The 24,711-nt window shown below is 41.6% G+C and carries 19 protein-coding genes and 1 tRNA gene; 17 read left to right on the forward strand and 3 right to left on the reverse strand.

Going from position 1 to position 24,711, the window contains the following annotated elements:
- Positions 1-210 precede the first annotated feature (210 nt).
- The 8 genes from F886_RS17930 to F886_RS17965 are packed head-to-tail and all read left to right on the forward strand — an operon-like array spanning position 211 to position 15,757.
- Positions 211-2,100, forward strand: a complete 1,890-nt coding sequence (locus tag F886_RS17930) for a fatty acyl-AMP ligase (RefSeq protein ID WP_005309105.1) — start codon at positions 211-213, stop codon at positions 2,098-2,100.
- Positions 2,101-2,150: 50 nt separating this feature from the next.
- Positions 2,151-3,926 (forward strand): acyl-CoA dehydrogenase family protein, encoded by a 1,776-nt coding sequence (locus tag F886_RS17935; RefSeq protein ID WP_081402317.1) that lies wholly within the window; start codon positions 2,151-2,153, stop codon positions 3,924-3,926.
- Positions 3,923-4,183 carry an acyl carrier protein gene (locus tag F886_RS17940; RefSeq protein WP_004795344.1) on the forward strand — a complete coding sequence of 87 codons (261 nt, stop codon included), beginning with the start codon at positions 3,923-3,925 and terminating at the stop codon, positions 4,181-4,183. The genes F886_RS17935 and F886_RS17940 overlap by 4 nt, the downstream gene beginning before the upstream one ends.
- Entirely contained in the window at positions 4,180-8,139 is a 3,960-nt protein-coding gene (locus tag F886_RS17945) for a non-ribosomal peptide synthetase (protein WP_005309109.1), read from the forward strand. The genes F886_RS17940 and F886_RS17945 overlap by 4 nt, the downstream gene beginning before the upstream one ends.
- 24 nt (positions 8,140-8,163) lie before the next feature.
- Entirely contained in the window at positions 8,164-11,817 is a 3,654-nt protein-coding gene (locus tag F886_RS17950; protein ID WP_005309111.1) for an outer membrane lipoprotein-sorting protein, read from the forward strand.
- Entirely contained in the window at positions 11,814-13,088 is a 1,275-nt protein-coding gene (locus F886_RS17955) for a DUF1302 family protein (RefSeq protein WP_005309113.1), read from the forward strand. The genes F886_RS17950 and F886_RS17955 overlap by 4 nt, the downstream gene beginning before the upstream one ends.
- A 54-nt stretch (positions 13,089-13,142) precedes the next feature.
- Positions 13,143-14,996, forward strand: coding sequence for an alpha/beta fold hydrolase (locus tag F886_RS17960; protein ID WP_005309115.1), 1,854 nt, complete (start codon positions 13,143-13,145; stop codon positions 14,994-14,996).
- Complete coding sequence (locus F886_RS17965; protein WP_005309117.1) at positions 14,996-15,757, forward strand: 4'-phosphopantetheinyl transferase family protein; 762 nt, start codon at positions 14,996-14,998, stop codon at positions 15,755-15,757. The genes F886_RS17960 and F886_RS17965 overlap by 1 nt, the downstream gene beginning before the upstream one ends.
- Positions 15,758-15,929: 172 nt before the next feature.
- Here the strand turns inward: F886_RS17965 and F886_RS17970 are convergent.
- A tRNA-Gly gene (locus tag F886_RS17970) sits at positions 15,930-16,005 on the reverse strand.
- 229 nt (positions 16,006-16,234) lie between these two features.
- On the opposite strand from F886_RS17970, the gene F886_RS17975 reads away from it, so the two are divergent.
- The 5 genes from F886_RS17975 to F886_RS17995 all read left to right on the forward strand — a co-directional run bounded on the left by F886_RS17975 (position 16,235) and on the right by F886_RS17995 (position 19,068).
- Positions 16,235-16,543, forward strand: coding sequence for a BolA family protein (locus F886_RS17975; protein WP_005309118.1), 309 nt, complete (start codon positions 16,235-16,237; stop codon positions 16,541-16,543).
- An 11-nt stretch (positions 16,544-16,554) separates the two neighbouring features.
- Positions 16,555-16,947 (forward strand): SirB2 family protein, encoded by a 393-nt coding sequence (locus F886_RS17980; RefSeq protein WP_005309120.1) that lies wholly within the window; start codon positions 16,555-16,557, stop codon positions 16,945-16,947.
- A gap of 76 nt (positions 16,948-17,023) precedes the next feature.
- On the forward strand, positions 17,024-17,866 hold the full coding sequence (locus tag F886_RS17985; RefSeq protein WP_005309122.1) for a ParA family protein: 843 nt from the start codon (positions 17,024-17,026) through the stop codon (positions 17,864-17,866).
- A gap of 10 nt (positions 17,867-17,876) precedes the next feature.
- Positions 17,877-18,263 (forward strand): hypothetical protein, encoded by a 387-nt coding sequence (locus tag F886_RS17990; protein ID WP_004795328.1) that lies wholly within the window; start codon positions 17,877-17,879, stop codon positions 18,261-18,263.
- Positions 18,264-18,477: 214 nt separating this feature from the next.
- Positions 18,478-19,068, forward strand: coding sequence for a LysE family translocator (locus F886_RS17995; protein ID WP_004795327.1), 591 nt, complete (start codon positions 18,478-18,480; stop codon positions 19,066-19,068).
- Here F886_RS17995 and F886_RS18000 read toward each other — a convergent pair whose 3' ends face one another.
- Complete coding sequence (locus tag F886_RS18000) at positions 19,069-19,716, reverse strand: DedA family protein (RefSeq protein ID WP_005309124.1); 648 nt, start codon at positions 19,714-19,716, stop codon at positions 19,069-19,071. It lies immediately after the preceding gene.
- Between the two features lie 194 nt (positions 19,717-19,910).
- Between F886_RS18000 and F886_RS18005 the strand changes: the two genes are divergently transcribed.
- A complete protein-coding gene (locus F886_RS18005; protein ID WP_004795325.1) occupies positions 19,911-20,348 on the forward strand; it encodes a DoxX family protein in 438 nt (145 codons plus the stop codon).
- Between the two features lie 66 nt (positions 20,349-20,414).
- Here the strand turns inward: F886_RS18005 and F886_RS18010 are convergent, their stop codons facing one another.
- Complete coding sequence (locus tag F886_RS18010; protein WP_171056882.1) at positions 20,415-21,632, reverse strand: DUF445 domain-containing protein; 1,218 nt, start codon at positions 21,630-21,632, stop codon at positions 20,415-20,417.
- A gap of 385 nt (positions 21,633-22,017) precedes the next feature.
- On the opposite strand from F886_RS18010, the gene guaA reads away from it, so the two are divergent.
- The 3 genes from guaA (at position 22,018) to F886_RS18025 (ending at position 24,706) form a co-directional block, all read left to right on the forward strand.
- Complete coding sequence (guaA, locus tag F886_RS18015; protein ID WP_004795322.1) at positions 22,018-23,586, forward strand: glutamine-hydrolyzing GMP synthase; 1,569 nt, start codon at positions 22,018-22,020, stop codon at positions 23,584-23,586.
- Between the two features lie 189 nt (positions 23,587-23,775).
- The gene (locus tag F886_RS18020) at positions 23,776-24,303 is read left to right on the forward strand and encodes a PadR family transcriptional regulator (RefSeq protein WP_005309127.1); all 528 of its coding nucleotides are present in this window, start codon (positions 23,776-23,778) and stop codon (positions 24,301-24,303) included.
- A 13-nt stretch (positions 24,304-24,316) separates the two neighbouring features.
- Positions 24,317-24,706, forward strand: coding sequence for a Fur family transcriptional regulator (locus tag F886_RS18025; RefSeq protein ID WP_005309130.1), 390 nt, complete (start codon positions 24,317-24,319; stop codon positions 24,704-24,706).
- Positions 24,707-24,711 lie beyond the last annotated feature (5 nt).

Raw genomic sequence — 24,711 nt, forward strand, 5'->3', positions numbered from 1 at the left:
TGAAAGATATCCAATTTCTTAATTCTTAATAAAAACAGGCCAACCTGTAAAACCTTACAGGTGTAATAACAAACACTCACACATAAAATATAATGTGAATTTATATTTTAAACAAAAAGTATATTCATTTTTTATTAAAAGCCCCAGCTAGAAGTGTCATTTCTGAATTAGCGAGTTTAAAGGGTGAATTATAATTAATCGGAGTAAGTTATGGCTGTAATGGGTACGGATAATATCATTGCAACTTTGGAATCCCACGCAAATTCAAATGGAGCTAGGGTTGCTTTCGAGTATTTAGGGCGCCAATCCGGTGGGATTCAATCTTTGACGTATGCAGAGCTGAACGAGCAAGTTCAACGTCAGGCCCAAATCTTAATGAATCTTGTAGATAGCGGTGATCGTGCCGTGTTGCTGTTTGAGCCTGGATTGGACTTTATCGTATCGTTCTTTGCCTGTTTAAAAGCTAAAATTATCGCAGTACCTGTCAGCTTGCCTTTTAACCGCAACGGTTTTTCTAATATTTTGAATATTATGAATGACTGTGAGCCAAAGATAGTACTCACAACCAAAAAGATTCTTGAGCTATCGGGTCTGATCACATTAAAAGCCCAAAACGAAAGTTTAATATTGCATGCTGTTGATGCCCAATTGCAGCGTGACTTAGTGGAAAAGGATTTTCCACATATTGCTGAAGACGATATCTGCTTCCTTCAATACACTTCAGGGTCAACTGGTTGGCCTAAAGGGGTAATCGTCACTCATAAAAACATCATGGCAAATGAAGTCATGATTGCTGAAGCTTTTGGCACACAAGCCGATGATATCGGTCTTACATGGCTACCTGTTTATCATGACATGGGATTGATCGGATCAGTTTTGCAGACTGTGTATGTAGGTCTGACCTGCTATGTAATGTCACCGCTGGATTTTATTCGTAAACCACTTAAGTGGCTGCAATTTATTAGCGAAAAAGGTGTCACGATTAGTGGCGGACCAAACTTTGCCTATGAATTGTGTCTGCATCGCATTTCGGATGAGGACGCAGCAGCGCTTGATCTGAGCCGTGTGCGTGTGATGTTTAACGGTGCCGAGCCAATCAAAGCTCATGTTATGCAAAGCTTCATGGAGAAGTTCAATACTCAGTCGAAATTGGGAATGGATACTTTCTTGCCGTGCTATGGCTTGGCAGAAGTTACGCTCTTAGTCAGTGGTGTGACAGGTCCTCTTAATGCTATTTCAATTGATCGTGAAAAGTTGAATGCCAATTTGGTGCAGACCAGTCAAGATCAGACAGCCGTGCAAATAGTAAGCTGTGGCAAGATTTCCGCACACATTGATTGTCGTATTGTTAATCCACATACCCGCAAAGAGGTAGGGGCTGATGAAGTCGGTGAAATCTGGCTAGCAGGTGAGAGTGTCACTGCGGGTTACTGGCAGAAGCCTGAGGTCAATCAGGAAACCTTTGCTGCAACCATCCTCGATAAGGCAGATAAGCCTAGTCAAGTGCACTACTTGAGAACTGGTGATATGGGCTTTGTTAAAAACGGAGACCTGTATGTGACTGGTCGCCTTAAGGATGTGATCATCATCCGTGGCAAAAACTATTACCCACAAGATATTGAGTGTTCTGTTGAAACAGCACATCCTGCTGTCCGTAAAGGCTGTGTGGCAGCAGTGAATTTCAGTAATTCTGATGGTGTCACGGTTGTGCTTGAGATCAAAAAGAAGTCGATAGACAAGACACTTAATTTTGAAACCATTAGAACTCAGGTTAAAGAACAAGTCGCGGCTGATATCGGTTTGCCTGTAGAAGGTGTTTATTTGCTGCATCAAGGTCGGATCAACAAGACCACTAGCGGAAAAATTAGAAGAAGAAAAATTAAAGAGCAGATCGAGCGCGGTCAACTGATCTGTTTAACCCATCCAAACCGTAGAACGGTGATGGCTCGAAACTATGTCAAAAATGGCTTAGAAATCATCCGTGATCGTGAGCAGCGGGGGCAACTGATTCGTTATAGCTCCAACCTACTCAACTCAATGATCAAGGAACGAGAAGTGCGCGCGCTCATTTTTAATCGATTGAAAAGTGCTTTGTTTTAATCCTTACCCTTTAATCATTTGAGCAAAAACTCATGTCACTTACATCTAATTTGCGGCAGTTTCAATCTGCTGCTCGTCTGGAGCAAATTTTAGGCTCCGTACATGATACCAATAATGATTTTTCTTGGTCCGCTGCTATTGAGCGTGATGAGAAGGAACAATACCCTCAGCGTGCTGTTGATTTTCTGAATGCCGTAGGCATGAACCGTTTTTATGTACCTTCAGAGCTTGGAGGTCGTATGGAAATTGGTGAAGAGTTGCTATATCTGCATCGTGTGCTGGCACGACGTGATCTAACCATCAATTCGACCTATAGCACGAATGCTTGGTCTGTGATCGTATGGATCGGCGGTAATGCGAACCAATGCCAAAACATTGCTAGTCGAATTTTGAGTGGTGCTGCACCAGCGCTGGCTTATAGTGAGAAAGCGCACGGAGCTGACCTGCTATCTAGTGAAGTAACTGCACAAGCTACTGAAAGCAAGTACGTTTTGAATGGCGAAAAATGGTCAATCAATCGCGCTACTCTAGGTGACTCTTTAAGTCTGATTGCTAAAACGTCAGATGACCGTGGCCCACGTAGTCTGAGTGCATTCTGGCTTGATAAGCGTCATATGGTTTCTAAGGGAACTTATAGCCTGAACCGCCTGCCAACAGTGGGTATGCGTGGGTTAGATATCAGTGGTATTGGCTTTAACAATGCTGAAATTCACAAAGATGCTCTGATCGGTGAAGAAGGTCAAGGCTTAGAGCTTGGGCTCAAGACGCTACAGGTGACGCGTGCATATTGCAGCAGCTTCTCTTTGGGTGCGGGCGATACGATGCTGCGCATCGCGACTGAGTTTGCTATTGAGCGTGAGTTATATAACAAAAAAGTAATAAGCATTCCGCTGGTGCGTGAGCAACTGGCTACAGCCTATGCCTATCTATTGGCGGCTGAGGTGTTGTCACTCGTTGGTGCGCGTGGGTTACATGTTTGTATCAATCAGTTCAGCACATGGTCACCGATCATTAAGGTACTGGTGCCTGAGTATGTAGAGTCACTCGCTAAAATCACTTCCTCAGTACTTGGATCGCGTTTTTTCTTAAGAAATGCATATGCGGATGGAATGTATCAGAAAGCTTTCAGAGACCATCTGATTGTTAGTGTGTTTGACGGCAGTAGCACCGTCTGTCTAGACAGCCTGAGTTTTCAGCTCAAATCTGCCAATAAAGGCCGTAGCAAAAAAGTAAACCATCTCGACCAAGCCGAAGCTAAAGCACGCTATCACCAGTTATATGACTTACAGGTGAAGACGGATGCTATTGATTTTCGTGAGCTTGAGATTTTCAACCGCGATGGTGACTTGGTGATGGAGTCACTGGGAACGATCATCGAGATGCTCAACGATGCGGACGTTACAGAGGGAATGACTGCTGAGACGCTGTCCACGCTACGTGAGCGCGCTGATAAGCTTCTTATCGAGCAGCGCACGCTAGATCAAAAAATTCAGGATTATTTCTCAAATTCAGAAGCGGCTAAAGAGTTTGAAACATTACGTTTCAGCTTGGCCCGCGATTACGCCGAGTTATTTGCTCGCATTGCTGTGCTGGGTTTTTGGATCTTTAACCGTCATGGTTTAAGACCTGCTTTGCAGGATGGTGCATGGCTGATCATTTTCCTAAATGCTGCTGAAGGGCAGGCATCCCCTCCAATGACATCACTACGTGAAAGCACATTGGCAGATCTGCTAGACCGAATTTCAACCAACCATATGTTATCTGTCATCGATTTTGCACTGGCACCACGTGATGCCAAACCGGTTAAAGAGGAAATTACCCCATGAATAAAGATAAAGCTTACTGGAGCGCAATTATTCGTACGCTAGTAGCCAAAGAAATGCGCGTAGAGCCTGAGACGATTAATCCAGATCAAAAATTTACCAGTTACGGTCTTGATTCGATCGTTGCTTTGTCTGTGTCTGGGGATTTAGAAGATCTGACAAAACTAGAGCTTGAACCGACACTACTATGGGATTACCCGACAATTAATGCGTTGGCTGAATATCTTGTTTCTGAGTTGCAACAGGGAGTTGCTTCGTGAATAACCTTGTACGACTAGAACCAGAAGTTCTGTCACGTCATGCGATTTCTGCAGAACAGCTCGGCATCTGGTATATCCAGCGCCTTGAGTCGACCTGCAGTGCCTACAATATGGTGGTGGCCTTTGATGTGAAGGTCAACCAACCATTAGGCAATAAGCCGATGGAGATTCTAGAAGCGGTAATGCATGATTATCCGCTGCTACGTGTAAGTATGCCTGCCAATGATCAGGGTATTGAGCAACTTATCTGGGATCGACTCTATCCTAATATCGTCTTCTCTGATGCTCGCCATGTCGATTCATCTGATTTGACACAATTGGTCGAGCAGGATACTAAACAGCCGTTTGATCTGACTCAGCCACCGCTGTGGCGTATTCATTGTTATGAACGTGGTGAAAATTACTATGTGATTGCAGTCGTGATTCATCATGCCCTCATGGATTTCTGGTCGATTGGTCTCTTACTGCGTGATGTCGGCAAACGTTTTGGACTAGTTACAGAGTCAGACGTAGTGAACGGAATCGAGTTCGCACAGTATGCCGATAAGCAGCAGAGTACTGCGATTGATGATGCTGATGAAAGTCTACTTTTCTGGAAAAAAGCGTTACAACATGCACCACACGTGCATAGTATTCCGCTTGATTATCCTCGTCCGGCTGTGCAGCAACACAAAGGTAGCTCACTGGTGTTCCGTGTGCCTGAGGCAGTGTCGTCTGGTCTTGTGAACTTAGCGAAAGATTATGAGATCACGCTGTTTGGACTCGTACTATCTGGCTTTTATATCCTGCTACACAAACTATCGAATGAAAATGATCTCGTTATTGCCACACCAGTAGCTGGTCGACTTGAACGCTCGTTGCGCAATGCACTGGGGCAGTTTGTCAATACGATTGCTATTCATATGGACATTGATGCTGACCAGACTTTACGTCAATTTACACAGCAGGTGCAGGAACAACTAAGACAGAGCCTCAAGCATCAAAAAGTTGCCTTTTCCAGAGTAGTTGAAGCTGTTTCACCAAAGCGTGATGGCAGTATTAATCCATTAGCTCAGGTGGGAATGTTCTGGGAACGTCTAGGTGGCATGGATGAGTTTAAAGAACTACTCCTGCCAATCCAGACCCCAGCGACTTTGGTCGGCCAAGACCTGACCTTAGGAAGTTTTCCAGTTCGCCAGCAAGAAGGTCAATTAGATCTGACGCTGGAAATGGGCGGTGAATATCAAGGCGAACTGGTTGGTGTATTGAAATATAACTCCGAGCTATTTTCTGCACAGTCTGCCGAGAATATGGTGCAACTGCTGCAATCTGTACTATCAGAGATGGTGGCCCATCCTGAACGTAAGATCGTTGAGTTAGATATTGCGCCTGATTATGTGGATGGCATCCAGTTCAACACCCTACGTGGAAAGGCGACTGATTATCCTCAGCATGATCTACTGGCAATGATTCTAAAGCAGATTGATGAGCGTGGTGACAATCATGCTTTGACCTCGAAGGATCATGCGGTTAGCTATCGTGAGTTAGGTCAACATATCGCTGGTATTGCTGAATATTTGCGTGCGCATGGCGTTACCCGTGGCGATCGTGTAGGTCTGATGTTAGATCGTACAGCTTTATTGCCAGCAGCAATCCTCGGGATCTGGGCGGCAGGAGCAGCTTATGTACCGCTAGATCCTAATTTCCCAAGTGAACGTTTGCACAACATCATCGAAGATGCTGAACCTAAAGTTATCTTGACTCAAACCGAGTTGATGGATGCTCTTAACGTTTCTGTGCCTCGTTTGGATATCAATCAAGCTGGCGTTGTGCCACTGGAGCAAGTGCGCGAGACGCTGACTTTTGGTGAAACCGCTTATGTGATGTACACCTCAGGCTCGACAGGTAAGCCTAAAGGCGTGCGTATTGGACATCCTTCAATCATCAATTTCTTGCTATCTATGAATGATAGGTTGCAAGTAACGACTGAGACTCAGTTGTTAGCAATCACCACTTATGCATTTGATATCTCGATTCTTGAGTTGCTCATTCCGCTGATGTACGGCGGTGTAGTACATGTTTGCCCACGTGAGGTATCACAAGACGGCAATCAATTGGTGGATTATCTAAATACTAAATCTATCAATGTTTTGCAGGCAACACCGGCTTCTTGGAAAATGCTCTTAGATAGCGAGTGGAGCGGCAATACAGGGTTGACTGCACTCTGTGGAGGCGAAGCACTAGATACTATTCTTGCAGAAAAACTGCTGGGTAAAGTCGGCTGTCTTTGGAATGTCTATGGACCGACCGAAACTACAGTGTGGTCTAGTGCAGCTCGTATCACCGATGCAAAGTGTATTGATTTAGGTGAACCACTAGCGAATACCCAGCTTTATGTTCTTGATGAACAGCAACGTTTAGTCCCACCGGGCGTCATGGGAGAGCTTTGGATTGGAGGTGATGGTCTAGCAGTTGATTACTGGCATCGACCTGAACTGACAGATGCACAATTTAGAACTTTGCCATCTCTACCAAATGCTGGTCGACTCTATCGTACCGGAGATAAAGTTTGTCTGCGTACGGATGGAAGTTTGACTCATCATGGACGTCTAGATTTCCAAGTCAAGATTCGTGGATTCCGTATTGAACTAGGTGAAATCGAGAATGTTATCAAACAGATCGATGGTATCACGGATGCAGTTGTACTGGTTAAGAGTACAGCCAGCAACGATCAAAAACTGGTGGCTTATTTAACCGGCCATGAGATTGATATTGCTAGTTTGAAAAAGACGATGCAAATCCATCTACCAGCTTACATGATACCAAATACGTTTATGACGTTGGATGAATTTCCAATGACGGCCAACAATAAGTTGGATCGTAAAGCGTTTCCTGAGCCTGTGTTTGAACAAAGTAACGATTATGTTGCACCACGTGATCCGATTGAAATCGAACTCTGTACTACTTTTGAACAGATTTTATCGGTTAAACGGGTTGGTATACATGATGACTTCTTTGACTTGGGTGGACATTCGTTACTTGCTGTGAAGCTTGTTAATCACCTTAAAAAAGCATTTGGCACCGAACTATCAGTTGCTTTATTGGCCCAATATTCCACTGTGGAGAGTTTGGGTGAGATCATTCGTGAAAATAAAGAAATTAAGCCTTCTATTGTAATTGAACTACGCCGTGGAACTTACGAGCAACCACTGTGGCTGTTCCATCCAATTGGTGGTAGCACCTTCTGTTATATGGAGCTTTCGCGCCATCTCAATCCGAAACGTACCTTGCGTGCTATTCAGTCTCCTGGACTGATTGAGGCAGATGCTGCAGAAGTGGCAATCGAAGATATGGCAACGCTCTATATTGCTGAAATGCAAAAGATGCAGCCTGAAGGACCTTATTTCCTCGGTGGATGGTGCTTTGGCGGTGCGATCGCATACGAGATCAGTCATCAGTTGCGTCAAAAGGGGCAGCAGGTCACAGGTATTGTCATGATCGATACCCGTGCTCCAATTCCAGAGAATGTGCCTGAAGATGCTGATGATGCGATGCTTTTGTCTTGGTTTGCCCGTGATTTGGCTGCGCCTTACGGCAAGAAGTTGACGATCCCAGCGCAATACTTGCGTGAATTGAGTCCAGATCACATGTTTGATCATGTGCTTAAAGAAGCCAAGGCCATTAATGTCTTACCTCTAGATGCAGACCCATCAGATTTCCGACTTTACTTTGATACCTATTTGGCGAATGGCATCGCACTCCAGACCTATTTCCCAGAGCCTGAAGAGTTTCCGATTCTTTTTGTGAAGGCCAAAGATGAACCAGAAGATTTTGGGGAAAGCCTAGGTTGGGATCAATTGGTTAAAGACACCTTTAAACAGGTGGATCTTCCTGGTGATCATTCATCAATTATGTACGCTGAGAATGTCGTGGCTGTTGCCCAGACAATTGATCAGATGTATCCAATTCCCGCATAAGAAATACAAGAAGGTAGAACCACTATGGTGACCATAGAACATGCTTTCCTCATACCGGCCGAGATTGACAAGGTTTTTAACTATCTTGCAAACCCGGCCAATGATGCAGGTTGGCAATTGTCGTGTAAGCATTCTGAACTGCTAGACAATACTCCACGTGTGGGCAGCAAGTATGAAATCGGTTTTAGCTTTATTGGGCGTGAGATGTCCTTTAAAGGTGAAATTACACATCTAGTACCGAATGAATTGTATGCGTTTAAAGTAGTGGAAGGACCCTTTCACTACACTGGGACTTACCGTTTCAAACCACATGCAGAAGGTACCTGGATTGAATGGGTGTTTGAGGCAGAGCCAGGCAGCTTTTTTGGTGTATTGCCCCCCGCACTGCTAAAAAAGATGGTTCTTGCTCAGTTTAAAAAAGATGTTGCTAATCTTGAAGCATTGGCTCAGAAGGGTGAAGCCTATGAGTCGGTTGGCAACGATGGTAAGCAAACGCATGAGACCAATAGTAAACCACTTCGTAAAACTCATCAGATGATGGAACAATACGCGCGTTGGATTCTCAGACATCGCCGTATTGTACTGACTGTGGTGATGCTTTTAACGCTTGTCTTGGCATATCTCGCATCTGGCGTAAAAATTATTATTGATCCAGATGCGCTTGCCCCCAAAGGTCATCCTTATATCACCTCGACCAAGCTGATTGAAAAGAAATTCGGCTCCAAGTACATGGTCGTGATCGGTATTACACCGAAGCAGGGTGATATTTATCAGCCGCAAGTGTTAGAAAAAGTTAAACGTATTACTGAAGAAGTTGATAATGCTCCGGGCGTGGTTCGATCTACTCTAATGAGTCTGGCTGCACGTCAGGCCAAAGGGATCACTGCTAATTCGGATGGATTTGATGCTAAGAAACTACTGCCGAATAGTTCTGTGACCGAGAGTGATGTCGATCACCTGAAAAAACTGTTGGCACTGAATCCAATATATATGAATTCGGTAGTATCTAAAGATCAGAAAACGGCTGCTATTTTGCTTGAACTTGAGGAAAGTCCAGAAGGCTTCCAAAAGATGATGGGCCCGATCAACAAAATCGTAGCGGCTGAACAGTCTAAGGATATGACCATCAGTGTTGGTGGTAATCCAGTCTATTTAGATAAAGCTGAAGATTACTCTAAGCGTATCAACATCTTGTTCCCAATTGCCGTGTTGGTTATTGGATTATTGCACTTCGAAGCATTCCGCAGTAAACAAGGTCTGATTTTGCCATTAGTTACAGCTTTGCTGTCTGTAGCATGGGGTATGGGCATGATGGGGCTGTTCAAACAGCCGATGGATATTTTTAACTCTCCTACACCAATTCTGATTCTGGCCATCGCGGCAGGGCACGCCGTGCAGTTGCTCAAGCGATACTATGAAGATTTTGATCGTCTGATTGCCCAAGGGATGGAGCCTAAAGCTGCAAATAGCGAAGCCGTGGTGCAGTCTATGGTTCGTGTTGGTCCAGTTATGATACTGGCTGGCGGAATTGCAGCGGCTGGATTCTTCTCTCTGTTGACCTTTAATATTCCGACTATCCGTTCATTCGGTATTTTTACGGGAATCGGGATCATCAGTACGCTGATCATTGAGATGACTTTTATTCCTGTACTTCGCTCAATGTTACCACCACCTTCGGTTACCAAGGTTGCACGCAAAGGTTTGCCGATCTGGGACTGGATTCCAAAACGCATTGGTGATGTCATTTTGTCAGTTCGTCCGCGAATGATGCTAATGACTGTGATTGCAGTACTGGGCGTTTTTCTTGCTCTCGGCACGAGTCGTATTGTGGTGGATAACGATAGCCGCAACTTCTTCTCGCGCGATCTACCAATGCAGCAAGATGACAGATTTTTGAATCAGTCTCTTGGTGGCACAAACAGTCTCTACATCATGGTCGATACCAAAGTTCGTGATGGTATTGAAAACCCAGAAATCCTAAAAGCGATTGATAATACAGAGAAGTTTGCGAATTCAATTCCAGAGGTCGGTAAAACCATCTCTATCGTGGACTATATCAAAAGAATGAATCAGGCAATGAATGCCGATCAGCCACAGGCATTTCAGGTTCCAGCAACTAAAGATGTTGTTGCTCAGTATCTGCTGTTGTACTCAATGTCTGGTGAGCCGACTGATTTTGAATCTTACATTGATACAACTCAACGCTATGCCAAGATCACGATTCTGCTAAAAACAGGTAGTAATCACCGAATCAAAGAAATCCTTGAGTCGCTAAAAACATATATGGCGGGTCAATTGGGTGATAAAGCTGTTGTGAGTTTCGGTGGTGATGTGACTCAAACCATTGCTTTAACTGAAACCATGGTTCACGGCAAGCTCATGAATATTCTACAGATTTCATTTGCCGTATTCTTTATCTCTGCGCTAGTTTTCCGTTCGTTCTCTGCGGGACTCATTGTCCTAACACCACTTCTATTCTCGATTCTTGCGATCTTTGGTGTGATGGGCTGGCTCGATATTCCGCTCAATATTCCGAACTCCCTCATCTCGGCCATGGCTGTGGGTATTGGTGCAGATTATGCCATTTACTTCCTCTATCGCTTGCGTGAAATCTTGAGTGAAGAGGGTAGCGATATCAAAGATGCTATTCGTAAAACTTTAAGTACTGCTGGTAAGGCTTCGCTTTTTGTTGCGACTGCTGTTGCTGGTGGGTATGGCGTATTGTCCTTATCGCAAGGCTTCCATGTGCATCAATGGCTAGCGATGTTTATTGTGATTGCGATGCTTTTCAGTGTATTTGCAACCTTAATTATGGTACCTACAATGATTCTAATGTTGAAACCTCGTTTTATCTTTCCCTCAAATAAGAAGAACATTACCGTTGCACAAACTGTTGTGACAAGTCTCTTGTTGGGTACAGCGCTTACAATGTCGATGCCTAAAACATCTCATGCAGATGAAGTTCAAGACATTGTTAACCGTAGTGATGATGCCTCTAAGTTCTTGTCTTCAAGTGCTAGTGCTAAATTTGTGCTGACATCTAAAAGCGGCGAGCAACGTGTACGTTTGACTAAAAATATGACTAAGCTTGCTGGAAATACTCAGAACAATATGCGTTTGACTGAATTCATCTCACCAGCAGATGTACAGGGAACCACGACGCTGTTGATTGAGAATGCAAAAGGCAGTGATAGCATGTTTGTCTATTTGCCTGCATTGAAAAAAGTACGTCGTTTGGCATCAGCGAATAAGGGCGATGCTTTTATTGGTACGGACTTTAGTTATGGTGATGTACTTGGTTATAAGCTAAGTGACTGGAAGTACACTAAACTGGCAGATGGCAAATTTAATGGCAAAGATTGCTACACGATTGAAGCAACGCCAATCAATAATACTGTGAAGAGTGACTTTGGTTATAGCAAACGTCGCATGTGCATCCTCAAAGACAACTTTGTTACAGCAACCATCGACATTTGGGATACAGCAGGCAAGCCTTTAAAACACATTGAATTCACCGATATCCGTCCTTATGGCAAAGTGAAACCAAGATGGCAGGCCATGAAATCTATGGCGAAAAATCTGCAAACTCAGCATATGACACAAGTTATCGTCAATGATTTTGTCGCAGAGAAAACCTTATCCGATAAGCTTTTCTCACCGCAGAGTCTTGAAAAATGACGCAAGGTACCTATTGGGTATTTGTATGCTGCAGTAGCTTTATGCTACTGCAGCATGCTTATGCAGATGACAGCGAAATTAGTTTTGTGAGCCAGAACTCAGCCAGACTCGATGTGTGGTCATCAGATCGTGATTTAAGTTCGTTAAAAAACATTGGACAAGCAAGTTTCTGGTCCAATGGTACGCTCAAGTTTAATCCAGAGTTTAAGATCCATTACGACATCAATATTGGAGACGAAACGGACCATACTGTAAACCCAGATCAAGTGAGTAAGGCAAATCGCAACTTACGTGAGTTGTATGCCTCTTATAACTGGGATCAGACAGTCTATGTCGATGTTGGTCGCCAGATTGTAGTCTGGGGGAGAGCTGATGGGATTAATCCGACGGATAATCTATCACCCCGTGACTATACGCGCCTAGTGCCCGATGAGACAGATCAACGTCTTGGAAATGATGCAATTAAATTGACATATATTCCTGAATCAGGAACCAATAAATGGACAGCATTGTGGTATCCGCGTAGTCGTTCAGATGTGATTCCATTGCGTCAGATTTCTGGTGTCCAGTATGAAATAGATAAGAAGAGCCGTCCTGCATTTGCAATGCGCTGGGATTATTCTGTAGATGGTCTCGATGTTGGCGCATCGTATTTCTCAGGTTTGGATCACATGCCCGATCTGTCAATTCTTTCTGCATCTCCAACAGGGGAGGCAACATTGCAGCTGAAAAATAATCCTATTTCCGTCTATGGATTTGATTTCAGTTATAACCATAACGATATCGTATGGCGTGGTGAAGCGGCATATACCCACACTGACTCGAATGGTAGTGAAGATCTTACGCACAAAAAAAATAATCTGACCGTGGTCATGGGTCCAGAATTAGCATTGAAGAATTCCACGCTAAGTTTGGTTGGCGTATATAAACATACGGAGGACTTTAGATCTGCCGACAGCTTAATAAATCCAGTATTGAGAGAAGTTTACCGTTATCAGCAAACGATCAGTGACCAATATGAGCAGGATCAGTATGGAGCTATGCTGCGCTATGCACTTAACCTACTGAATGATAATCTGAAATTAGAAGTAACAGGATTCTACTTTGCACCAGAGCCTAATGAATTGTTGAGAGTACGTATTAATTACAGCCTTGATGATCACTGGCAATTGAATGTAGGTGGAGATCGCTTCTGGGGTAGAAATGATACGGTGTTAGGACAATTTAGAGATAACAGTCTGGTGTATGCCCAGGTTCGATATAATTTTTAAGATAATTCGCTCCAAAACAATGCTGGGAGTGCCCAGTCCCTAATAAGGTGATTTATGGATAATTTAAATAACGCAAAAAAAGATAATTTTTCACGGAAGACCATATTAGTAACAGGTGCAGCAGGTTTTATTGGTAGCAGACTGATCGTTGATCTTCTGCGTGAAGGTCATCAGGTGATTGCTGCGCTGCGTAATGCCGCAACCAAGAAAGATAAGCTGTTAGGTTTCATTGCAACAGAAGGGCTGGTCGATCCGTCTATTTCGTTTGTCGAATATGATTTAAGTCGCGATTTTAAGCTGGACTCTCTGCTAGCGGATGCTCAGGCAAAGATCCATGTGATTTATCATCTTGCCGCATCATTTAATTGGGGCATTAGCAAAGCTGAAGCTGAACGTACCAATATTAAGTCAGGACTTGCCTTGATTGAATGGGCTGCAACATTGAAGCAGCTTGAGCGATTTATCTGGATTGGTGGATATCGTGTGGCTGCTCCGCCACAAGAGTCGGCTGATGAGTTGTATTGCAAACATGGTGGCTATGAAGCTTCAAAAATTTTGGGTTATCAAGCTTTTATTGAGGCTTGTAAGCGTTTAAATGTGCCATGGATTGCAATAAATCCAGCGACGGTCATTGATGGTTTTTATAACTATGGTGATATGCAATATATCGGTATTGCTGACATGATTGATAAGCTCTATCAGGGACGTCTGCTGGCATTGCCAGGTGGTCGTGACACTTTCCTGCCACTATGTAATATGCAGTATATCGTGAGCTTTTTGATTCGAACGATGTCTTATCCTGAGACTATTGCTCAGGAGTATATGTTGCTTGATCCTGCGACGCCGAAATTTCATCGTCTCGTTCACCTAGCTGCCGAGCATTTGGGAGTCAGCACACCACATTTACAAGTACCCAAAGGTCTATTAGAGAAATTACCTGAGGTATTGCTTGATGGTTCTAAAGAACAACTCTCTTTCATTTCTACCGAGCACTATCATGTTGCTGGGGCAGAGGCGATGGCAGCGAAAATGGGCATCGCGGACCTGATCAATATCACTCCTTATTTTTCTCGTTGGATTGATCGTTTGGTGCTTACACGCTTTGGTCGTATGCAAGTACCAACACCTAGTCATTTCAGCTATCAGAATCGATATTGGACAGAAATCTATACTAAACAGCCAATTAGTTCTGACACCTCATCTGCATTGTTTTTACATGGGATTCCATTCGATAGTGCATGCTGGTCTCCAATCATCAATAAAATCACATACGATCAGGTCGCTATGATGGACCTGCCGGGACTTGGGCGTTCAGGCAGTTATGAGATGATGGAAGACAACAACCATCAATTTATTGATGCTGCTGCAAAGCTTTTAGCACCAAATAGTGTTGTTATTGCACATTCGTTAGGATGTCTTTTTGCATTGAATCTTGCAAAGAAATATCCAGATAAAGTTGCACGTCTTATCCTCATATCACCTTATTTTGTTCAGGCGCAGGCCGCTAAAATGTTTCAGATACAAGCTATATCTAATCTGATTTTCCGTTTTGTGCCAAAAGATATGATTGCTAAAGACCTACATCCAGATGGACAACAAAATCCGTCTGTTGGTTATGCGATGGATTCATTACGTCGAGTGTCGGTAGCCAAGCATATTAGTGAGTACATGCACCGTATTAGTTTGCCGCAGCAGCGAGCAACTCAGACAGCTTTGTTAAATGAGCTTCGTTCTAAAGTTGAAATCATTGTGGGAGATAAAGATCCAATTGTTACCACAATAAGCGCAGATATCCCTATACATATTATCGCTGGCGCAGGCCATAATCCACACGTTACACATGTAGATGCGGTTTCTGACTATCTCGCACCTGTTCTAATGAAATACAACAGCACCACAGCTTCTTAATGTCTGATCGTGCCCAAGTGCAGGTTTATGTCTGCCCAGTTTCACGGGTACCACAAGACCATATGGTATTGAGTCATTATCTCGGCTTTCTCAGTTCGGCAGAGAAGCTGAGATATGATCAATATCATCCTAAAGCGGCTCGCCTTTTCTTGATCTCTCGCGTATTAGTGAAGACTGTCTTGGCGGATAAGCTAGGCATCTCACCTCATCAAGTTAATATTCAATTACATCCCAACGGGAAGCCTTTTGTAGAAGGTGGCAAGGCTGTGTATTTTAATCTTACTCACTCAGCGGACGTTATTATCCTCGCTGTGACTGAAGAAGGGGAAATAGGAGTGGATATTGAACAAGTAGATCGTGAGTTCGAGTGGATGCGTGTTGATAGTGTGCTAGCACCGACTGAAATTGAATGGATTAAAGAGAATGAACTCACTGATCCATTCAGTGTATACCAGCGGTTTTTTCAAATATGGACCTTAAAAGAGGCTTATATCAAATGTACTGGCGAAGGAATGAGCCGTCATTTAAAGAAGCTCAACTTTCATGTGTTGCCTGAACATATACAGTTTCTCGACTTAACCAATGATGCTCAAAAGACAGAAGAGTATTATTTTGAAAGCTATATATATGATTCTAACTTCATCTTTTCTATCTGTTTACAACAAAGTTGTAGCCTAGAGCGCTTTAACTTGGACTGTTTTCAATTATTACCCTTTATATCTACGCATCGAATAACTCCAACGCCTTGTACATATAGCTAGATTGAATTGTTATAACTGACAATTTAAAAATATGAATCTAGTAATAAAATATTTGGCTTTGAGCTGGGCCATTCTCAATGAATTACGCTGTGAATAGATGGACCATAAAAAAATAATTATGAATCAATGAAAAGAAAAAAGCCCCAGTCTTTCGACTAGGGCCTTTTAAATTTGGAGCGGGAAACGAGACTCGAACTCGCGACCCCAACCTTGGCAAGGTTATGCTCTACCAACTGAGCTATTCCCGCGTGCCGCTTATAATACATTAAGCGAAACATGGGTCAACAACTTTATGCAAATAAATATGCTGATTGCATAAAATAAAAACAGAAATGAGCAATTAGATGTATTTTTATCGTTAAGTTGCCGAATAAATAGACATTTTGTTTGGAGTCAAAGCATACAAGAGCAACTTTTGTTTGTGTGTAGACAGGGTATACTAGGTTCAAATATACGAATAATCGTAAAGGAAAAGCTATGAGCCTTGAACAACAATTGATTGAACGGTTACAAACCCTTGCACCTAGCCATTTGGAAGTTATTAATGAGTCGGCTGGACATGGTGGTTATTTCCCAGGTAAAGAGTCACATTTTAAAGTGATTGTAGTGAGTGAAGAATTTAAAGGATTACGTTTAGTTCAACGTCATCAAAAAGTTTATGCCTTAGCTTCAGACTTAATGAATCCAGGTCAAATTCACGCTTTAGCAATTCATGCCTATTTACCAAGTGAGTGGCAAGGTCAGGCGCCTGCTAGCCCAGAATGTGCACATGCACCTAAAAGCTAAGGGCTAATTTCATGGATGCACATTTACTCACTAAAATTATTCATATGACTGCGGTGGCTGCCGCACTTATGGTTTTTGTCTTACGCGCTTCAACTCTGTTTGTCGGCGTACAAGGGGAGCAACCAAACTCTGCGGGACGTAAAATATTAGTTGCCTTACAACATTTGTCGTTTACCGTAGTTTTTATTACGGGCGCAATTTTATTGGTCATGAAAGACTTTCAGGTACAGCCGTGGTTTTACGCTAAAATTATTCTATTTTTAGTCTTGTTATCTTCTCTGATGAAAGCCTTTAAAAAAGATGACACTCTTTTATTAGCACAACGTAGGGCGGGTTTAATCATTAGTGCGATCGCATTTATTGCTATTATTATTTTAGTAATTGTGAAACCTGTTTTTGCTTAATTGTTCTACATTCTTTGCCTTTTTGCTTAAGCTCTAGGTTAAACTGCGTACAGTAAAAAAATATGCAGAGGGAAACATGTTAACTCGTGTGGTGTTTAACCAAAAAGGCGGTGTAGGGAAATCAAGTATTACTGTAAATTTGGCTGCAATTAGTGCCAAACATGGCTTAAGGACGTTAGTCATTGATCTTGATCCTCAAGCCAACTCTAGTCAGTACCTTTTAGGGGATGACGCAACCTATTCTGCTGAAAAATCAATTTTAGAACCAAATATTGAAAATTTCTTTGATGATGTGTTGGGAAACAATCAACAAAAGGGTTTAATCGGTAATGCATTAGGTTCGATTTTAAAAGCCCCACGAAATAAAGATATTGATAGCTTTGTACACTCAACTCCCTTTGCAAAATTAGATGTGCTTCCTGCTAGCCCGACACTTGGTGCTCTTGAACATGCTCTTGAAAGTAAACATAAAATTTATAAATTACGTGATTCAATTCAAAACTTAATTGGACGATATGATCGGATCTATATAGATACACCACCTGCATTTAACTTTTTTACTTTATCGGCACTCATAGCAGCAGATAAAGTCTTAATTCCCTTCGATTGTGATGTCTTTTCAAAGCGCGCGTTACAAACATTGATTGAAAATGTTCTCGAAACGCAAGATGATCATAATGATCGCTTGGAAATTGAGGGAATTGTCGTCAACCAATTTCAAGCTCAAGCAAAATTACCTCGGGAAGTGGTTCAGCAGTTGAAAGATGAAGGGTTGCCTGTACTTAATAGCATGTTACCTCCTTCGGTTTTAATGAAAGAATCGCATCAGAAAAATTTACCTTTGGCTCATTTGGCACCAGAACATAAATTGACTCAAGCTTATGAGATATTGTTTGGTGAAATTGAGCCAAAACGATAAGAGAAAAATGATGAAAGGCTTATATATTGCGCCTTTGGTGGCAGCCACTTTATTACTCGGTGCTTGTGCTACGACGGTAAAACCGACTTACGTGTCTCCGACTCAATATCAATCTTTGGGCTGTCAGCAGCTACAAAGTGAATATAACCGTATCCAACAATATATCGATAATGGCGTACAAACTCCGAAAAGTACCGGTATGGGTGTTGGACTTGGACTTGGTGGTGGCTGGGGACGAGGCGGTTGGGGATTCGGTCCATCTATCTCTGTAAATATGGGACAATCTTCTTCAACGAAAAATACTGAGCTTTCACGTGTTTTAGGTCAGCAAGAAGCCATAGTTCAGGCTGCTCAGTTTAAAAATTGCCCAATTATTGTTCGTAAAAAGACCAATTAATAGTCGATTTCGCATCACAATATGCTAATTAAGGCATATTGTGATGAATAAAGTTTAGCAAAATGTTTCATAATAAAATTAATATAAATCAAAGCATTTTAAATTTTAAAGCTTAATAAGCCCCGCATTTTCTATAGTCACTAGCCCTCACAAACTTGCTATATTTTGCCTATTTCGTTTAAGGTGGCCCCATCTTGGATGTTGTGGAAATTTTATGATTGAGAGTTGGTTTTTTGTATTGGCAATGTTGGCTGTTCTGCTCATTCCGGGCCCGACAAATGCTTTACTTGCAACCGCTGCTCATTCTCAAGGTTTATCTAAAGCATTCTGGCTTATTCCAATGGAATGGTTAGGCTATGCCTACGGTATTAGCTTTTGGGCTGTATTTATTCATTTAGCTGCTCCAATTTGGCCAGCACTATTGCTCATTTTGCATATTACGAGTGTACTTTATGTATTCTGGCTTGCTTTTCACTTATGGAAGAACACGCATTTACAACAGTTCAGTCAAAGTCATCGTAATATTCGACCACGTCAATTATTCTTATCAACCTTAAAGAATCCTAAAGCTTTATTGTTTGCAGCGGGTATCTTTCCTGCTGAAGCATGGAATTCACCTGAAAATTTTCTTATTGTATTTGGTGTTTTTACATTAATCCTGATTCCGGCAGCAAGTTTCTGGATGCTTTTTGGACGAGCGTTGTTAGCGGGTCCAATCAAAAAAATAAAAGCCGATCATTTATATAAAGGATCGGCTATGTTGCTCATTTTATGTATGCTTCCGGTGGTATTCCGTTTCTTCTAATTAGTCTCGAACATTGGCTTTTCGGTTTTTGAGTTTTTCACGTAGAAATCCGATGATGCCAGGTAAAACACTAATAATAATGATGCCGAAAATAAGATGGGTAAAGTTATCTTTAACGATTGGCATATTTCCAAATAAATAGCCTAAAGTTACAAAAGAAGCGACCCAACACAATGCTCCAATCAGGTTATAAGTTAGGAAAAACTTATAATTCATACTACCAGCCCCAGCAACAAATGGCGCAAAGGTGCGGGCAAATGGAACGAAGCGAGCAAAAATAATCGTCTTGCCGCCATGGCGAGCAAAGAATTCTTGAGTTTTAACTAAATGCTGTTTATTAATGAATCGGGAATTCATTTCAAACACACGTGGACCGATAAAACGTCCAATATGGTAGTTTACTGTGTCACCTAAAACGGCAGCAATGAAGAGTAGAGTGCCCAGTACCCATGGATCCATCGCACCTGTAGATGCTGCTAAAGCACCAGCTGCAAATAGCAAACTATCTCCCGGTAAGAACGGCATAACCACTAAACCGGTTTCAACAAAAATAATTAAAAATAGAATGCCATAAATCCACGTTCCGTAATTTATAATAAATTCGGCGAGATGTTGATCAACGTGTAGAATAAAATCAATAAGTTCCATGATGAGAGCAAGTGGTAAACCGTGCTCAAATCCTAGCAGTGAGCCTATAGAAAGTCAGTATAAAGCATCAAAAAAATACAAATTGATCATCTCGTTTATGCAACGATATATATGGATTTTGAGTATTTAATTATCAATGTCCCAAACCTAGAATGAGCTCATCAATAAATAAGCATTTAAATAAAGGTGGCAATATGTTTAATCCAAATGTAGTGGTCAAAAATATCGTAACGCAATCAGGTGCAGACAGTTTCATTAGCCTTATTGCGCGTCTTCTTATCGCCTATATCTTCCTTGTTGCAGGTTGGGGGAAAATTACTGGTTATGCAGCAACTGCTGGATATATGGAAGCAATGGGGGTTCCAGCAGGAATTCTTCCTTTAGTGATCTTGGTTGAGTTTGGTGGTGGTTTAGCCTTGTTATTTGGTTTCCAAGCACGCTTTGCAGCTTTTGGACTTGGAATCTTTAGTATTCTTACTGCATTTTTATTCCACCAAGGTGGTGCTGATGCAGCGGCGCAATATAACAATGGCATCCATTTCATGAAAAACCTTGCGATGGCAGGTGGTTTATTCTTCCTGATGCTTCATGGCGCTGGACGTATTAGTTTGGATCATGCAATCGAGAAATAATATTTAAGACAAAATAAAAACCGGATGATCAACTCATCCGGTTTTTTTATTTCTAGGAACGTAAAATTAGAGCATGAACTGGATTTGTAATTCCCCAACCACAAAACCAAGCACTGCACCTACTGCAATGAGTGCCCACTCATCTTCTTTAAACGCAGGACGTAACATACCTTCAAATTCAGATGGTGTTAGTTTTTGCATACGTTCAATTAAAGTACTGCGAATATTCATAGCATCTTCTGCATAAGACTCTACGTATTTCATCGTTTCTGGAAGCCGTTGCATAATACGTTCAGCAACTTGCGATTTCATATCCTGATATTTTTCTCCGCCAATTGCGTAAACAACAAGTGGACGAATCACACCTGCTTGCATATCAATTTCTTGTTTAACATGGCGATTAACTAAATCAATAACACGCGCAGAATGTGTACCAGAAAATAATTCTTCCATCATGTGGCGAGAAGTTAAAAGCTGTTTGGAAATTAACGCTGCGTAGTCGGCTGCAACTTCATTTTGACGCTTAATAAACAAACCTTGCCACGTGTAGCCCAATATTTTCTTAGGGTAAAGTGGTCGAAACATCATTTGTAATGCAATCCAGTCACTGAAAAAACCCACAAAGCCGCCAAACATTGGCAGCATCCAAGGATATTTACCTTGCGTGATAATCCAGCACAGCATCTGAATCACACCAATACCGAAGCCAAATACAAATCCGACATTACTAAAAAATTTAAATTCTTGTTTGCCCACTCGTTTAAAAATATTGTTGAGTAGGCGTTTGTCTTTAAGCAAGTTGCTAATAACAAGATGTTTAATATCAAAATATCGGTTCACATCACGTTGTACTTCACTCATGATGTGTTCAACAATCTCGGGTGCTTTTGATTGCACACGACGAATGAGTCTTTGACGCGCAAACTCTGGCATGCCTTCCCATAATCCCGGCTGATATTCTTGCGCAACATCACGGGTAATATCTTCAGCTGCGGCAAGCAGTGGTTTTTCTATTTCTTTGGCAATACGTTTAGGATCTAGGCGTGCAAAAATTTCTTCAGGTTTAATGAGCTTGGCTGTCATGAGCTCAACAGCAATTGTTGCCATTTTCTCGGCTTTGCGTGGCACGATGCCTTGCCAACCTAGAAATGGTTTAATGCCTTTAAACTCAAGTGGCGAAAACATCATCTGAATGGCGATCACCTTGGTGATGTAGCCAATTAAACCACTCATAAAAGGAATAGAGATATACAACCAAAAATGTTGCTGGAAATCTGCAATCATAGTTTGAAGCATTGTTGTTCCTTAGATTTCTATTGATTTTGATAGGGGGCAACAAGCCATAAAAATGGATAATTGTTTAAGCACAGACAAATATCGCTTATGGTATTTACCTTTCCATGGTAATGCCTGTTTTATCGGCTCATCTTAACATCAAATTCATGGTGATGTTGCACAGAATGTGATGAATTTATCAATACGTATGAAGTTTTTAAGACTAATCCAGATGTTTGATAAATATAAGTAAATATTAATTTATGTCAAAGAGTTCAACGATAGAAATGATTCAGAAATGAAAAAAATAAGATATATGATGATTTGCGGTGCGCCGAAGCGTGAAAAATGTTAAAATGGCGCGCTTAATTCTTTTGCCATTTAGTGGTTTGTCATGACTACCAATACTCAAATTACTGAAGATCGTATCCTGATTCTGGATTTCGGCTCTCAATATAGCCAGCTCATTGCACGTCGTGTACGTGAAGCCGGCGTTTACTCTGAAATGTATGCTTTTGATATGTCTGAAGAAGACGTTCGCGCTTTTAAGCCAAATGGCATTATTTTGTCAGGTGGACCTGAGAGTGTGCATGAAGAAGGCAGCCCACGTGCACCACAAGTAGTGTTTGAGTTGGGTGTTCCAGTATTGGGTATTTGCTATGGCTTGCAAACCATGTCTGAACAGTTAGGCGGTAAAGTTGAGCCGGGTACTGTACATGAGTTTGGTTATGCCGAAGTTGATATCGTTAAACGTGACCAACTGATTGGCAACTTACAAGATCGTGAAGACCAACTTCATGTTTGGATGAGCCATGGTGACAAAGTGAGCCAGATTCCAGAAGGTTTTAGCATTACTGCAAGCACACCAAGTTGTCCTGTTGCTGCTGTAAGTGACGAAACACGCCGTTTCTATGGTGTGCAATTCCACCCAGAAGTAACGCACACGGCAAAAGGTGAAGAATTACTTGCAAATTTTGTTCATAAAATTTGTGGATGTGGTGGTCTTTGGACACCTGAGCACATCATTGATTTGCGTGTAGAACAACTACGTGAACAGATCGGTGATGAAAAAGTTCTTTTAGGTCTTTCTGGTGGTGTTGACTCATCTGTCGTTGCTGCGCTTTTACATAAAGCAATTGGCGACCAGTTAACATGCGTATTTGTTGACAACGGTTTACTTCGTTTAAACGAAGGTGACCAAGTAATGCAAATGTTTGCTGAAAACATGGGTATCCGTGTTATTCGTGCAGATGCTGAACAACGTTTCTTAACTGCATTGGCTGGTGAAGTTGATCCAGAGAAAAAACGTAAAATCATTGGTCGTGAGTTTATTGAAGTTTTTGCTGAAGAAGCACGTAAACTTGATGGCGTGAAATTCTTAGCACAAGGTACGATTTACCCAGACGTAATCGAATCTGCTGCAAGTAAACAAGGTAAAGCACACGTTATTAAATCTCACCACAATGTGGGTGGCTTACCAGACGATTTAGAGTTTGAGTTAGTTGAACCTTTACGTGACTTGTTTAAAGATGAAGTTCGTAAATTAGGTACGACACTTGGCTTACCACACAGTATGATTTACCGTCATCCATTCCCAGGCCCTGGTTTAGGTGTTCGTATTTTGGGTGAAGTGAAAAAAGAATATGCAGATATTCTTCGTCTTGCTGATGACATCTTTATGCAAGAGCTTCGTGACAGCGGTTGGTATGACAAAACAGCTCAAGCATTTGCCGTATTCCAACCTGTTAAGTCAGTTGGTGTAGTAGGTGATGGTCGTCGTTATGCATGGGTAATCGCACTTCGTGCAGTTGAAACAGTTGACTTTATGACAGCTCGTTTTGCACATTTACCATACGAATTGGTTGATAAAATCTCAACACGTATTATGAATGAAATTAAAGATGTATCACGTGTTGTATATGATGTGTCATCTAAACCACCAGCAACGATTGAGTGGGAATAATTTTTCCCTGTTAGTTGGTAAGGAAAAGGACGCGTTAGCGTCCTTTTTTATTACTTAACTTTTAAATACTAAAATTAATTTTTATAATTATCAAAATGATAAATCTATTCTTATTACTTATACTTGATAAAAGATATATTAAGATATATCTTAATAATTATAAATTGATCATTTTTAGGTTTTTAAAAGATGAAACAACAATCAGAACATCATCATGCTGAACACAATGGGCATCATCGAGAACATCACCGTTCAGGGCGTCGCGGAAGACTTTTTGAAGCTGGACGTATGAAACTTTTAGTACTTCACCTCATTCAGCAAAGCCCAAAGCATGGCTATGAAATTATTAAAGAAATAAGTGATTTGGTAGGCGATGGCTATACCCCGAGTGCAGGAACAATTTATCCAACGCTAACTAGTCTTGAAGAAATGAACTTGATTAATTTGTTAGACGTAGAGCGTAAGCAATATCAAATCACAGAAGTTGGAGAAGCCTACTTAACTGAACAACAAGATAAGTTGAATGAGCTATTAGAAAAATTACGCCTTAGACGTGAAATTCACAGTAATGATGAATTAATCGAAATTCATCGTGCAATGGAAAACTTAAAGACTGCCTTACGTTTGAAGTTGAACTCGGCAGGTTTACAGCAAGAGCAGATTTATCAAATTGCCGAAAAAATTGATCAAGCTGCGGTTGCAATTGGGCGATTATAGGTTGGAAATAGAAATGTTAGAGCTACAGCATAAAATCAAAGAAGCTGGCCTAAAAGTCACTCATCCAAGGCTTGCTGTTTTGTCTTTAATTCAACAGCAAGCAGAAGATCTAACTGTTAAACAGATTTACCAAAAGTTATATGTCCAAAAACAGAAATTAAGTTTAGCCACAGTTTATCGGGTAGTGAACGACTTAGTCGGAGCGGGTTTAATTTCAAATCGTCAACCACAACGGGATGAAGCTAAATTTAACTTACCAGCAGTCAAGAATAATCAATTATTGCAAATTCGTTGTACAGATCTAACAGCCGCTAAACAAGAGCAATTTTTAGCATCTTTACAGTCAGTATTTACACAATTTCAAATCGATCTTAAACAGGTCGAAATCATCCAAAGTCATTAAATTTT

The organism is Acinetobacter sp. NIPH 542 (assembly GCF_000369825.1).
Lineage (GTDB): Bacteria > Pseudomonadota > Gammaproteobacteria > Pseudomonadales > Moraxellaceae > Acinetobacter > Acinetobacter oleivorans.

Coding starts and splice junctions, on each gene's coding strand:
- F886_RS17930 (WP_005309105.1), top strand. CDS start 211: ATGGCTGTAATGGGTACGGATAATATCATTGCAACTTTGGAATCCCAC.
- F886_RS17940 (WP_004795344.1), top strand. CDS start 3,923: ATGAATAAAGATAAAGCTTACTGGAGCGCAATTATTCGTACGCTAGTA.
- F886_RS17950 (WP_005309111.1), top strand. CDS start 8,164: ATGGTGACCATAGAACATGCTTTCCTCATACCGGCCGAGATTGACAAG.
- F886_RS17955 (WP_005309113.1), top strand. CDS start 11,814: ATGACGCAAGGTACCTATTGGGTATTTGTATGCTGCAGTAGCTTTATG.
- F886_RS17960 (WP_005309115.1), top strand. CDS start 13,143: ATGGATAATTTAAATAACGCAAAAAAAGATAATTTTTCACGGAAGACC.
- F886_RS17965 (WP_005309117.1), top strand. CDS start 14,996: ATGTCTGATCGTGCCCAAGTGCAGGTTTATGTCTGCCCAGTTTCACGG.
- F886_RS17975 (WP_005309118.1), top strand. CDS start 16,235: ATGAGCCTTGAACAACAATTGATTGAACGGTTACAAACCCTTGCACCT.
- F886_RS17980 (WP_005309120.1), top strand. CDS start 16,555: ATGGATGCACATTTACTCACTAAAATTATTCATATGACTGCGGTGGCT.
- F886_RS17985 (WP_005309122.1), top strand. CDS start 17,024: ATGTTAACTCGTGTGGTGTTTAACCAAAAAGGCGGTGTAGGGAAATCA.
- F886_RS17990 (WP_004795328.1), top strand. CDS start 17,877: ATGAAAGGCTTATATATTGCGCCTTTGGTGGCAGCCACTTTATTACTC.
- F886_RS17995 (WP_004795327.1), top strand. CDS start 18,478: ATGATTGAGAGTTGGTTTTTTGTATTGGCAATGTTGGCTGTTCTGCTC.
- F886_RS18000 (WP_005309124.1), bottom strand. CDS start 19,716: ATGGAACTTATTGATTTTATTCTACACGTTGATCAACATCTCGCCGAA.
- F886_RS18005 (WP_004795325.1), top strand. CDS start 19,911: ATGTTTAATCCAAATGTAGTGGTCAAAAATATCGTAACGCAATCAGGT.
- F886_RS18010 (WP_171056882.1), bottom strand. CDS start 21,632: ATGATTGCAGATTTCCAGCAACATTTTTGGTTGTATATCTCTATTCCT.
- guaA (WP_004795322.1), top strand. CDS start 22,018: ATGACTACCAATACTCAAATTACTGAAGATCGTATCCTGATTCTGGAT.
- F886_RS18020 (WP_005309127.1), top strand. CDS start 23,776: ATGAAACAACAATCAGAACATCATCATGCTGAACACAATGGGCATCAT.
- F886_RS18025 (WP_005309130.1), top strand. CDS start 24,317: ATGTTAGAGCTACAGCATAAAATCAAAGAAGCTGGCCTAAAAGTCACT.